Source organism: Micromonospora sp. NPDC050200 (assembly GCF_040656135.1).
GTDB lineage: Bacteria > Actinomycetota > Actinomycetes > Mycobacteriales > Micromonosporaceae > Micromonospora.
On the sequence record NZ_JBFALG010000008.1, the window covers coordinates 98,042 to 111,270 of the forward strand.

6 protein-coding genes are annotated in these 13,229 nt (G+C 69.1%); all 6 read right to left on the minus strand.

Annotated features, from left to right (window positions below):
* Positions 1 to 32: 32 nt before the first annotated feature.
* The 6 genes from AB0I41_RS08200 to AB0I41_RS08225 all read right to left on the minus strand — a co-directional run bounded on the left by AB0I41_RS08200 (position 33) and on the right by AB0I41_RS08225 (position 13,101).
* Complete coding sequence (locus AB0I41_RS08200; RefSeq protein ID WP_357103391.1) at positions 33 to 6,107, minus strand: DNRLRE domain-containing protein; 6,075 nt, start codon at positions 6,105 to 6,107, stop codon at positions 33 to 35.
* 434 nt (positions 6,108 to 6,541) lie between these two features.
* Entirely contained in the window at positions 6,542 to 9,784 is a 3,243-nt protein-coding gene (locus AB0I41_RS08205; RefSeq protein WP_357103394.1) for a BTAD domain-containing putative transcriptional regulator, read from the minus strand.
* Between the two features lie 159 nt (positions 9,785 to 9,943).
* Complete coding sequence (locus AB0I41_RS08210) at positions 9,944 to 10,603, minus strand: LuxR C-terminal-related transcriptional regulator (RefSeq protein ID WP_357103397.1); 660 nt, start codon at positions 10,601 to 10,603, stop codon at positions 9,944 to 9,946.
* Positions 10,604 to 11,076: 473 nt separating this feature from the next.
* Entirely contained in the window at positions 11,077 to 11,640 is a 564-nt protein-coding gene (locus AB0I41_RS08215) for a transposase (protein WP_357103399.1), read from the minus strand.
* Between the two features lie 431 nt (positions 11,641 to 12,071).
* Positions 12,072 to 12,626, minus strand: coding sequence for a M23 family metallopeptidase (locus tag AB0I41_RS08220; protein WP_357103402.1), 555 nt, complete (start codon positions 12,624 to 12,626; stop codon positions 12,072 to 12,074).
* A gap of 28 nt (positions 12,627 to 12,654) precedes the next feature.
* Entirely contained in the window at positions 12,655 to 13,101 is a 447-nt protein-coding gene (locus tag AB0I41_RS08225; RefSeq protein ID WP_357103507.1) for a peptidoglycan DD-metalloendopeptidase family protein, read from the minus strand.
* Positions 13,102 to 13,229 lie beyond the last annotated feature (128 nt).

Below are 13,229 nucleotides of genomic sequence, written 5' to 3' on the forward strand. Positions count from 1 at the left end.
TGGCGGCCACCGCTGTCCGCGATAGCAGAACGCTAGCGGCGGACTCGGATCGGGCGGTAGTAAATGTAGGTCTGGATCCAGGTCAGGTATCCGCCGAACTTCGGGACCGGTATGGGGATCCAGGGCGTCGTCTTGCAGCGCCACACGCAGTGCTTGGTCTTGAAGGAGAACGACCTCTTGGTGAGGATCTGGTAACCGACGATCCAGGTGCGGCGCTTGCTGGTGTATATCCAGCGGAACAGACGCATGTCGCGCTGCCGGAACTTGATATACACGCGGTAGATGCCACGTCTGATCTGTTTCCAGCCGCTCTGCCACACCTTGTTGGGGAGCCACTTCCACTTCCCCGTGGCGTACTTCCCATTGAGGTCGGTGCAGTTCACGGGGTCGCCGACGCAGTACTCGTAGCTGTTCGCACTGCCACCCGGCACCGGATCGACCTGCAGGAAGCGGCCCGTGGTCGGGTTGTAGAGGCGGACACCCATCAACAGGATCCCGCCCGGCGTGTCGGCGGCGCGCTGCTCGGCGCCGAGCCAGCCGTACCGCTGGCTACCCACGTTCGTCGAGTCGAGCGGCGTGCCGTACTCGGTGGCCTCGCTGGTGCTGCTCAGGCCGGCGTCGTTGCCGCTGATGGTGGCGACGACGTCGCCGTGCATGTTGGCGATCTGCCAGTCGACCACGCCGGTGCCGCTGTTCCAGGTCCCGGCCACGCCGGCCAGCCCGCTGACTGCGCGGGTGTAGGTGCTCGACGTCTCCTGGGTCCAGACCGGGCTGTCCTCGTCGTCCGCGTAGTGGTGGATCGAGGTGGCCGCCTCACCCGAGACGTTGTCGGTCCACGACCGGACCCGCTCGCCCTCGACGTCGATCAGGTAGTCGGTCGTGCGTCCGCCCTGGGTGATGGTGTCGACCAGGTCGGTGGCGTGGTAGGTGACGGTCACATTGCCGCCGGCCGGGTTCGCGGTGTCGACCGACGGGACGGTGGTGGTGCGGGCGAGCGTGTCGTAGGTGTACCCGGCGGTGTTGGCCCGGTCCGCGGTGTCGTAGGTCCAGCTCCGGCTGGCCGCCGCGGTCGTGGTCTGGCATGACCCGTCCGCGCCCGGGGCGTACTCCGTCGACGACTTGCGGTTGGTGGCCGCGTCGAAGGCGTACGCCCGGGTGGTGCAGCGGTCGCCCAGGATGTTGCGGACCTGGGTCAGCCGGCCCGCCTGGTCGTAGGCGTACTCCTGGTTGGAGAGGGTGGAGCTGTGCACCCGTACCTGGTTGTGGGTCGAAGTCTTGACCGACTCGCGGTAGAGGGTGCAGTCCGCGGCGCCACAGCCGGTCTTGATGTACGACCGGCCGACCTCGGCGCCGGTCGCGTCGATGTCACGGCTGACCACGACGCCGTTGGGCCAGCTCTCCGACATCAGCCTGCCGTCCCCGTCGTAGCTGCCGGCGAACACGCCGGCCTGGCTGTCGTTGACGGAGGTGAGCAGGCCGCGTCGTTCGCTGCCGCCATCGTAGGTGTAGGTGCGGGTGGCCTTGCCGTCGGTGCTGGTGGCGACCCGGCCGAGCAGGTCGTACGTGGTGGTCGACAGGTTGCCGTCGACGTCGGTGTACGAGGTCAGCTGGCCGAGCGTGTCGTAGCCGCGGACGATCTGTGCGGTCACCGTGCCACCGCTGACCGACTGGGTACGGATGAGCTGGCCGGTGGCCTGGTCGTAGATCTTGCGCACGAGGGGCACGGCGGTACCGGGGCCGGTGACCGCGGTCTCGTATTCCCGCCCCGCGCCGTCGTAGGTCGTGGTGGTGGTGCGCAGCGTGCCGGCGCTGGTCTTCTCGGTGACCACCCGGGGCTGGTTGAACATGTCGTAGGTGGTCACGGTGGCAGGCACTTCCGGTCCGCTGGCCGACTGGCCGCCCGGCTGCACCCGGCAGGGCAGGTTCGCCCACTCCGGCCGCAGGTCACACTCCGCGTAGCCGGAGCCCGAAGTCGCCCGGTAGTTGATCGCGCGGGTGGTGGCCGGGGTGTTCGTGCTGGTGCCGCCGGCCGCCGTGGTGAGCGAGGTTTCCAGTCCGGTACCCGGGTCGTAGGTGCTACGGGTGGTCTGGCCGAGCCCGCCGGGGTCCACGGTGGTCACCGTCGGCTCGCGCAGCGACCAGTCGTACACGGTTTTGGTGGTATGCAGCTCGGCGTCGGTCTCGGTGCCGGTCGGCCCCCAGTAACGCACCAGCTCTTCCTGCTTGGTGACCAGGTTGTACGGCCCGCCCGTGAGCGGCGCACCCTCGTCGTAGGTGCTCCGGGTCATCGGTCGGCCGCGTACCGTGCTGCCCTCGGCCAGCAGCACGTCCCGCTCGGGATTGAGTGTGTAGAGCAGCCGCTGCCCGTCGCCGCTGAAGACATTGCGGGTGGAGTAGCTCTGCGCCAGCGTCGTCTCCCGTGCCGCATCATCGGTGGACGAGTCGGCCAGTGCCCGGGCCCGGTTGGCCGCCGTCAGCGAACGCACGGTGTTGCCGAACTCGTCGTACCAGGTGGCGGTGACGTATCCGCCCGGCGCGGCGGCGTTGACCTCGCGGGCGTTGGCGTCCAGGTACGTCACCGATGCGCGCTCCCAGGACGAGGGCATGGTGCCGGTGGCCGGGTTGCCGTTCGGTATCTGGTTGGCCGGGAAAATGGCCGTCGCGTCGGTCGGCGCCTCCGGCTGACCCCACCGGGCGGTCTGCCCGGGCGAGAGGTCGTACGGCGCACCGGCGCCCGAGAGCGGCACCTTGTAGACCATGGTGCTCGTCGCAGTACCCGCGGCGAGCGCCGTGCGGGTCACCTTGTGCAGCCGGCCCGCGCCCGGGTCACCCGGGACCGTGGTGTAGCTGAACTGCCACGGCTCCTCGCCCACCGGCTTGGCCGCGGTGAGCACACCGTTGGCGCCGTAGTCGTACGTCTTCCGCAGGTGCCGCGTCGTGCCGGCGTCGGTCCAGTCCAGCCGCGGGTCCCAGGCGGCACGGAGCCGGCCGGTGTTGTCGTACGCGTACCGGGCCAGTGGCACGGTACGCATGGCCGGGGTGGGCAGATCCGGGTCCCAGGCGGTGAAGGAGATCTCCTTGACCCGGCCCGTGTAGTCACCCCAGGTGCCCTCGGTGATGCCGGTCGCGGTGGTGGTGGTGGCGTAGGTGAAGGTCAGCGCCCGGCAGCCCCGGGTCAGGGTGGCGCAGTTGACCCCGTCCGGCACCGGTGCCAGCATCCGGGTCGGCCGGACCACCTCCGCCCCGGCAACGGTCACCCGCTCCCAGTTGTACGTGGTGGTCTGGTTGCTGCCTGACTCAGCCACCAGCGTCGGGAAGTACTTGCCGGCCGCGGTGCCGGCGACGCGGGCGAACGTCACGGTGTCGCCGTCCTCGTCGGTCAGGCCGTAGGAGTCGGTCGCGCTGTCGTACGTCAGCTTCATCGACTCGAGCCCGATCTCCGGATCGAAGGCGGTGCTGGTGCGCCTGGTGAAGCCGATCGTGTCACCGTCCGGCAGACCCACCTGCACCAGCGACCCGAACACGGTCAGCGACGTGTAGTTGGCCTCGACCCCGTCCACCGCCGCACCGGACACCCAACCCGGGCCGAACATGTTCGCCGAGTCGGTCTCCGCCGACCGCCGGCTGTTGTACGAACGCTCCACAGTCAGGTCGGTGGCGTACGAGGCCACCGACACATCGCTGTCCGACAAGGTGTAGTTACCGGTGATGAGGTTCACCTCACCCGGACCGATCTTCTCCGCCGCCGCCGACGCCTGGTTCCGGTCAAAGGTGATCTTCACTGCGCCGGAGGACGCGGCCGTACCACCGGTGAAGCTGCCCCGTACCTGCAGCGGCCCGTCGCGGGCGATCGACTGGGCGTCCACCGCGGCGAGGGTGGCCTCGACGTCCCAGTTCAGCTTCGGGAACTGGCCGCTGCCACTGGTGGGCAAAGGCCAGGTCACTGCGGCGCCGCCGGCCGCGACCGTGACGTGCCCGGCCGGGATGTCGGTCCACGCGTCGCTCTCGCCGCGCCGCCACTGGTAGGTCACCCCGGTCGCGTCCGGCCGCCCCACCCCGGTGATCGCGGTCTTCGCCGCGGTGATGTCACCGGTCTTCGGCGCGGTCACCGCGCCGCCACCGACCGAGAACGCGTAGGAGCGGATCGGCGACAGGTTGCCCGCCCGGTCGCGGGTGCGCACGTACAGCGTGTGTGGGCCGTCCGAGGTCGGCGTGATCGAAGCGGCGGTGGCGGCACCGAGACTGGGCGCGTTCACGGTCTGGTTCGGCGGGTTGACGTCCACGCCGTACTCGTAGGCCGACACGTCCGCGACGCCGCCGGCGTCGAACGTGAAGCTACCGGCGGTGCCCGCGGCGCCGGACCACACGCCCGAGGGGTACGCCGTCGATGACACCGACGGCGCCACCGTAGGTGCCATCGTGTCCACCGTGAACTCGCACCACTGCGACCACGAACCCGCTGTCGTGCCGTCACTGCCCCGTACCCGCCACGCGTACGAGCCGTCCTCCACAAACGCGCCAGGCGGCACATTCGTCGCCAGCCACGACCCGGACGCGCCCGGCCCCTCTGTAGCCGAACCGATCAACGATCCGCCCGCCGCGTGCCACTCGAACGTGGCGTATACCGACGTCGCCGCGGAATCGGTGATCTGCGCCCGCAACTGCGGCGTCAAACTCGCGATGTACGGCCGCTGCGCCCCGGTGGCGCACACCGTCGTCGGCGCGGTCGCCATCGCGGTCACCTGCGCCCCCGACTGGTAGGTGATGGTCACCGACGGCGGGTAGGTGCCCTCCTTGGAGTTGAACCGCTTCCAGGTGTAGCTGTCGATCTCACTCGTCGCCCGGACACCGATGGTCGTCTTGTCCAGATGCCCAGTCGCGGTGCTCTGGAACGCGCCGGTCACCGGGATCGTCACCCACCCGTCACCGCAGCTGGTGCTGAAGCCCTTCGTCTGCGTCGACGTACCCACCTGCTGCAACCAGGCCGGCTGCGCCGTCCACCGCACCGTGCTGGTGACATCACCGACCCGCCACGCCTGCCACTCCCGCGCCGTACACGAGTACGAGTGGTGATTCCACAGGCTCAGCGTCGCCGACTGCACCTGCTTGTCCCACAACCAGCCCATGTTGTCGAACCGCAGGAACGACCGCGCCTTGTCCGTCCCACCGTTGTAGGTACCCAACTTCAGCTCGGTCGCCGTCGACTGATCCGACGTGTACGTGTTCTGCACGAACGCGTCGAAGTTCGGCCCCAACGACTGCGACGGGTCGATCGTCACCGGGTACACCGTCGACTCGTCGGCGAGGAACTTCGCGTCCGGCGTCAACACCAGCCCGGTCCGCTCGCCCTGGCCGTCCAGTCGCGTGCCCACCCGCGCCCGCCGCACGTGCTCACCCGAAGTCGGGTCCACCTGCGCGTCCCACATCAGCGCCGGCAACTCACCGACCCGCGCCGCGGTCGCCTTCCCGCCCGACGGACGCCACGGCATCCGGAACTGCCGCACGTGCGCCGCAGCCGTGCGGTCCTTCACCACCAGCAACTGCTCAAACCCGGTCCGCGTCGCCGACACGACCAGGTCGACACCTGGACGCACCTCCGGGTACGTCGCCTTCGCGCCCTCCAACACCGGCGCCGGCAACGCGCCCGACCAACCCAACGTCGAACGCCGCCCCGCCGCACCCAGCGACACCAGGTCGTGCTCGCCCGGACCAGCCGGCCCGGACAGCGTCAACCCGGCCGGGTGCGCCTTCGGCGCCACCGAGCCGTCCGCCTTCCGCTGCAGGGTCAGGTCGACGTCCACCCAGTCGCCCTGGTCGTCGCGCATCCGCACCGGCCCGGCGCTGACCTTCGCCTCCACCGACCCAGACGGCAACGCCCAGAACTCCGTCGTCTCCGTCGTCAGCCCGCTGATCAGCACCCGTTTGCCGGTCATCCGCGCCGTCACCACGGCCGCCGCCTCGTCGGGGCGCTCCACCGGCTCAGCCGGTTGCTGCGCCTGGGTCACCGGCGGCTTCGCCTGCGCCGGGCGCGAGACCACGCCGGTCAGCAGTGAGGCCACCAGCGTCGTGGACAGGCCGACAGCTAGCCCGTAGCCGACCTTCCCCATGGGTAACTGATCGAGCCGAACTCCCGATCTCCGTCCGCGTGCGCGACTTCTCATCACGACCTCCCTCGGGCGCAGCCGATGGCAAGTCACTGCCATCAATGGGGTCCTCGCCCACGCGGACCATAGGGCACGTGCCGGCAGGACGTCGTGTCCCCGATTTACGGGACACGGGACAAACCCTTCGTCGTGACTGCTTCGATCCGAACAACGGGAGGCTGCCAGCTGACGGCTTCGTAAGAGCGTTAAGCCGGGCAACCAAATCCACACCCCAAAAAAGGCGCCGGCTCTCGCAACCACGACTGGACCTTCCGGCTACGGACTGTTCGCCCTCCAGCGAGGCAACAACTCTCCACACTGACCATTGCGGGGAGTCCGCTGCACGACGCGCCGGAGCCAGCGCACCGGTCTACGTATTTTCAAACCGGAGTAATTGGTCACCGAGCGCTCTCCGAGACGTGCGTCGTCGAGGATCCGGCACCGCCTCGTCGCAACCGACGGGCTTGCCTGAGTATCGCCAGGGTCCGGATCTTCGCCCGCCGCTGGCCCGACCTCCGCTGCGTCTGCAGGGCCTTGTGGCAGTGGCTGATGCATTGGTCGGGATCATCCAGGCCGAGGTGGACCGCGGCCAGGGCGGCGTGCGCAGCGGCCACCTCGATCATCGCCCCTGATTCCGAGGCCAGGCTCAAGGCCCGGGATGCGTAGCGGTGCGCGGATCGGTACTCGACGAGCGCGCAGTACGCCTCGGAGAGCGTGAGCAGGATCTTGACGTGACCGCCGCTGTGGCCGGTACGCGCCGCCACCTCCAGTGCGGTGTCGAGCCGTGCCACTGCGGTCGAGACCCGGCCGGCCCGGATCTCGATGCTGGCCAATCCATTGAGGGCGAGCATCTGGAGTCGCGGGTTACCGGTTTGCTGAGCGATGTCCAGCGCCTCGTCCAGCGCCTGCTGAGCCTCTCGGTGCCTTCCGGCATCGCGATGGACCTCTGCCCCAGTAATCAACGCCTCCGCCGCCTCGTGGCGCAGCCCGATCTCCCGGCAGATCGCCAGCGACCCACGGACAGCGGCCAGGGCCTCGTCGAGGCGGCCCTGTTCGCGCCGGAGTTCCCCCAGATTGATGAGGGCTATCGCTTCGCCGGGCCGGCGACCGACCCGACGCAGCAACGGGATCGCCACGCTGAGGTACCGTGCGGAGAGTTCCAGGTCACCGAGATCCTTGTAGGTTCCGGCAATGTTCTGAAGGCTGGCCGCCTCGCCAGGTTCGTTGCCGATCTCGCGGTCGAGCGCCAGCGCCTGCGTGAACCGGTCCAGAGCCGGCCGCAACTGCCCCATGTGTGCCAGCGACACGCCCATGCTGCGCAGCGTCGTGGACTCGCCCGGCTTCCACCCCGCCTGCCGGTAGAGCTCCACCGCGCGCTCATGCTCGCGGATCGACTCAGAGAACTCCGCCACCTGGTAACGCAGGAAGCCGAGGCAGAAGCGCATGGCCGCCTCGCCGACCACATCGCCCTCCTCCATCGCGGCAGCCAAGCCCGTCTCGGCGATGGCCAGCCACTGGGGCCGCGACGCCGTCAGATACAGGTGACTGCGCAATGCGTCCGCGAAATGCCAGGCCAGCTGGCGCAGCCCCCGCGCCGCCGCGTGGCGCAGCCCGCCGACCACGTTGTCCCACTCTGCGATCATCCACTCCCTGGCGCCGGCCACGTCGGGGAACGCCAACGGCACTACGCCGGCCGGCAGAGGCGGACGGGGCAGTCGGGAGACGGCCGGGACGGTGGCGGCGGCAGCCTGATCGGTGGTGTGCAGGTAGAAGGCGAGCAGGCGGTCCACGGCAGCGTCCCGCTGCGCGGGCGGATCGCCGGCGGCGAGTTCCGCGGCGTACTCCAGCAGCAGGTCGTGGCAGACGTACCGACCGGCCGCAGTGGCCGTGATCAGGTGTAGCCGGGCCAGGGTGTCGAGCAGCTGGCCGGCATCGTCCACCGCCAGCCCGGCGAGCGCGGCGCCCGCTTCGGCCGACCACCCGGCTGGCGCCGGCACGAGGCCCAGCAGCCGGAAGAGCCGCTGCGCCGGGCGCGGAAGCGCCTGGTAGGAGAGGTCGAAGGCACCTCTGACCGACGCCCGTCCGTCACCAGAGACCCGCAGGCCGGCCATCCGCCCGCGCCGGGTCAGCTCGTCCACCTGCCGGCGGATCGAATGGTGCGGCTGGTCAGCGAGCCGGCCGGCGGCGATGCGCAACGCCAGCGGAAGGTGGCCGCACAGCCTCGCCAGCTTGGCCGCGGCGTCCGGATCCGCCTCAATCAGCTCGGCGCCGGCCGTGTGAGCCAGCACCTCGATCGCGTCCAACGGTGGCAGCACGTCGATCGTCATGCGGCACGCGCCGTTCAACGCCACCAGGCCGCCAAGCCGATCCCGACTGGTGACCAGGGCGAGACAGCCAGGGCCGCCGGGCAGCAGTGGTCGCACCTGGTCCGGCTCGGCCACATTGTCGAGGATGACCAGCAGCCGCCGTCCCGCGAGGGCCGAGCGGTACTGGGCGATCTGCGCATCGCCCCCGACCGGAATCTCCTCAGTCGCCACCCCCAGCGCATGCAGCAACTGCGGCAGTGCGTCCATAGGCGACATACGGGTACCGGGGTCGAAGCCACGCATGTCCAGGAAAAGTTGACCATCCGGGAATCGATCCATCGCGGTGTGGGCCCAGTGCACGGCCAGGGTGGTCTTGCCGGCACCGGCCGGCCCCACCACCAGTACCGGGCCGTCACCCCGCGCGGCGAGCGCGTCGAGCTGCTCCAGCTCCCGCACGCGGCCGACGAGCCGTCCAGGGGCCGGCGGCAGCTGGCGCGCCGGCATCCTGGCCGGCGGCGACGACTGGCGGACTGTTGACGCGGCCGACCGCACCGCGGGGACCGGCGGGTGCAGCGCTGGATCGCCGACGAGAATCTGTTGCTGCAGACGCTGCAGCTGTGGCGTCGGTTCGAGCCCCAACTCTTCGACCAGGCGCTCCCGCAGCCGGGCGTAGAGTTCGAGCGCCTCACCACGCCGGCCCGACCGGTACAAGGCCATCATCAGCTGGGCATGGGGCCTCTCCCGCAGCGAATGCTCAGCGACCAGATGCCCCAGCTCGGAGACGAGTTCGGCGTGTCGCCCCACCGCCATCATGACCTCAGTACGGTCTTCCGCGACACGCTCCCGCAGCTCGGTCAGACGCGCCACCTCGGTGTCGACGAACCCGCCGCTCACGCCGCCCAGCGCCACGCCACGCCACACCGCGAGCGCGTTGTCGTACTGCTCGACCGCGATCTCCGGCCGGCCCCGGGCCGCCGCCTCCTGGGCCTGGTCGACCGCGTGCCGGAAGCTGTCCACGTCGATCTGGCCGGCGCCCACGCGCACCAGGTATCCGGGCTGCCGGGTCAGAATGAGCCCTTGACCGTCACTCGCGAACGCCCTGCGCAGCTCGGATATCAGCAACCGCACCCGCGCCTCGGGTGACGCCGGCAGCCGCTGACCCCAGACCGCTTCCGCGAGCTGCCTGGTGGCGACTACCCGATTGGCATTGAGCAGCAGGACTGCCAGCAGCGAGCGCTGCTTTCCGTTGAGCGGGAGTTGAATGCCTCCCCGGTATGCCTCAACCGGGCCGAGGAGGCGAAACTCCCACTCACCGTCGCCGCCCACGATGGTCACATTATTTGATCCTGCCCCACCCGGTCCCGGACGACAAGATCATAGATCTTATAACCGCACATCGGCCGATTGTTCACCCCCGTTTCTCCGGCTGGCCCGCGAACGGCCCGAATCTGGCAGACGTCGACTTGCGCATTCAGTACGCACGGCCCGGTCCGGTCATACCGGCGGCACCGAGGCGGAGGCCGATAGCACGACCGGCCAGGACGCGTCGGCGGTAGCCTCGGGGAACTCACCGACCAGCGCCGCCCGCGTCAGCTCGGCCTTGTTGCCGAGGTCGAGCTTGGACCTGATGCGCTTGACGTAGGTGTCCACGGTGTGCCGGCTGATACCCAGTACGCGGGCGATCTGAGTGTGCGTCAGCCCTCGCGCGATCTGCCTGAGCACCTGCCGTTCACGCAGTGAAAGCGGGACGGAATCGACGCCACGCCGATCCGGCTGGCCCGCCGGCTCCGCCCTGCCGAAGAACTGTCCACCGTCGACCACCGTTCGGACCGCGCGCACCACGACGTCGGCGGGCGCGTAGCGGTCCACGTAGCTCACCAGGCCCGAGCCGGGGCAGCGCTCGCCGGGCGTCCAGTAGTCACCAAAGGGGGCGAGCACCAACACGGGTGCCACCAACGACACCTCCGCGACGAAGGCCCAGAGGGTGCTAACACGGACCGCTGCCGGGTCAACCAGAAAGATGTCTGCCTGCCGGCAGTAGTCCCCCTCCGTGCTGGATCTGACCTCAAGTACCTCGAAACCCTCCACCGCCAGCAACCCGGCGAGCCCATGGGCGAAGACCGGACTCGTATCGAAGATACCAACTTTATCCATCCCGCCTCCTCCTGATCTCCCGCACCGCCATCAGGCCCGCCACGGCCGGATCATCGGCTCGCCCACCAGGAAGCGGTGCGCGGTGGGCCTTCGGATACTCCGAACGGATCGCTACGGCGAGTCTCGCCAGCGTCTGCATAAAGGGCGCATGCTCGCCGCATACCAGGCGCTTCGCGCCACCTTGAGGTCGACCTGATACTCCAAGGTCACTTGGCTTTGGCGTTGGGCGTGGCGTGGGCTGCACGTTGCCGCCGTAACTGGTCGAGGAACCAGCGGCCTCCCAGCCGCTGCCGCTGCCCGTGCAGGAGCCCGGACAGGAACAACACGGTCTCCCCGCGCACGGACAAACCGGGTTCTGCGTCTTTCCCTTTGCACCACAACGGGCTCGGGCGTGTCCGCACCGACCACCAAGGCAGCTACCCGCTGCGCTCACACCGTTACGCGGAAAGTCAGGCTCACTGAGATCAGTGCCGTCAGGGCCGGGCGTGATGTTCGCCGTACCCTCGCTCATCTGGCATTACGTCACCGTACATTCCTACCGGCCGCCGGCTGAGTTCATCGAGGCCGTGGAGCAATACGACCCCGGCTGGACTGCGGAAACCGAACCCGTGGATACCCCACGATGCCCAGCGCATCACGTTCGACTGAGCCGCGGGCGGTCGTCTGGTCAGGGCGATCCAGAACAGCGCGGCGTTGGCCTGGCGGTTGCCGCCGCGGTTGAGGCGGCGTCGCTGTGCTTCGCGTGATGAGCGCTCGGCGGGATTGACACCGCAGAGGGCGGCGAAGGCGGCTTCGCCGATCAGGCGGTCTGGGTTGTCGCCGGCGGCGATGAGCAGGGCGGCTGTGCTGTCGTGGCCGACGCCGGAGAGGCCCAGTAGCCGCTGCGCTGTCGCGGTGACCGCGGCGGTTAGCAGTTTCTCGAGTTCGCGGATCTCCGAGGAGAGGTGGCGGATGCGTTCGGCGAATGTCCGTAACGTGCGATGCCCGGCTGCCTGCACGGGATCAAGGTCGTCGTAGCCGAGCGGGAGGCGATGCATAAGGACCTGAGCTACTCGCCTTGGGGCGAGTAGCTCCCAGCCAGCCCCAGCGGGGCTTACGACACCGGGAAAAGCGCCGGGGTGGACGCCAAGCGCATCCACCCCGGCGCCGCCGAACGCGCTGCATCGTCATCGGGTGTGGGCGTGCGGTCGGCCGAGCCGCTGCCTTGCCGAGCAGGCGCCGGCCGCTACCTCCGGCCGCTGCCAGTTGTCCTCCACAGTGGATCCCCTGGTCGAGTCCGCTACGCTCGACGCCTGCCGTACAGTGACGGTGACCTGGCTTCATGGGTATTCGGCGCCGACGTCCACCGTGAACTCCTGCGCCTGCAGCGAACTCGCCGCGTACAGGACAACCGGGGAGTTGGCTGCTGCCTTGCGGCCCGGCGCACGGCGTGGTTCGTGTGAGCGGTACCGTGCGCCGGGTCGTGTGATCAGGCGTAGGAGTTCTCGCTGACCGGCCAGCTCCCGGTTTGCGGGACCCAGCCCTGGAGGGTGGCGTACAGGCCGACCCGGGTGTCGCAGTTGATCACCTGGAAGTGCAGGTGCGGCGCGCTCGACGCCCCGGTGCTGCCCGACCAGCCGACGACCCGGCCCTGTGGGACCCAGTCGCCGGGCCAGTAGAAGGACCGGTTCAGGTGTGCGTAGTGGGTGCAGGTGCCGTTCGGGTGCCGAATGATCACCTCGATGCCGTTCTGCCAGTAGGGCGACCAGTCCGATCTGACGATCCAGCCGCCCTGCGCGGCAGAGACCTCATAGTTCGCCGGGAGGCCGAAGTCCCATGCGTACCGGTTGTACTGATCGTAGTGTGAGTACGAGCCTCCCGGGCCCTGGGTGACCATGTAGGCCTCACCGGCCGGGTAGGGGAGTTTGAAGTAGTCGGGGGCGGCCGATGCCGGGCTTGCTCCGACGAACAAGATCCCAGCCGCCATGACCAGAGTGATCACCATGGCCAAGCTCTTGCGCCACAGTGTTGTCGGTCGTTTCATGAACCCTCCCTTGTTGTAGTACTAGTCGTCAGCTGTCGATGTTCGACATTTTGTTGGGCACTGGATGTTTGGGGCCGGCCGAGCTGGGGTTTGCGAGCCGGTGTGCGGGGTCGGTGGTGGCTTGAGTGGGATTTGATCGGGGCGGGTCCCTTGGCGTGGCTTCCGATTCGGGGTCTGGAGGGCCCGACTCTGTTTTGGTGCGATGCGGTGGCGTCGGAACGGCTTGTCCCGACGCAGCCGTGTTGGTGGGGTTACCCGCGGTTGCGTCCGGAGTGGTTTGTCTCCGGTGGGAGCCGGCACCAGCGCGATTGAGGTAGTCGTTGAAGGACTGCGACAGGTGCAGGTACTGGGTGCGGTAGCCGTTATCGTGCTGCACGGTGACGGTGTAGCCGCCGGTGCCGTTGTTCGGGTCGTTGGTCACGACACCGCCGCCCGCCGCGGGTAGCTGCGTGCCGACGGACATGCCGTAGTCGATGCCGCCGAGCGAGCCTCGGTTGAGATGTTCCTGCCGGGTGCAGTGATCTGGTAGCCACTGTAGGGGTTGTAAAAGCCTGGGACGGCGTCCACGGCCGCGCCTGCCCCGACACCGATCGCAGCGACGGT

Excerpts from the sequence above, each read along its gene's own strand:
- AB0I41_RS08200 (WP_357103391.1), bottom strand. The coding sequence starts at position 6,107 with ATGGGGAAGGTCGGCTACGGGCTAGCTGTCGGCCTGTCCACGACGCTG.
- AB0I41_RS08210 (WP_357103397.1), bottom strand. The coding sequence starts at position 10,603 with ATGGATAAAGTTGGTATCTTCGATACGAGTCCGGTCTTCGCCCATGGG.
- AB0I41_RS08215 (WP_357103399.1), bottom strand. The coding sequence starts at position 11,640 with ATGCATCGCCTCCCGCTCGGCTACGACGACCTTGATCCCGTGCAGGCA.
- AB0I41_RS08220 (WP_357103402.1), bottom strand. The coding sequence starts at position 12,626 with ATGAAACGACCGACAACACTGTGGCGCAAGAGCTTGGCCATGGTGATC.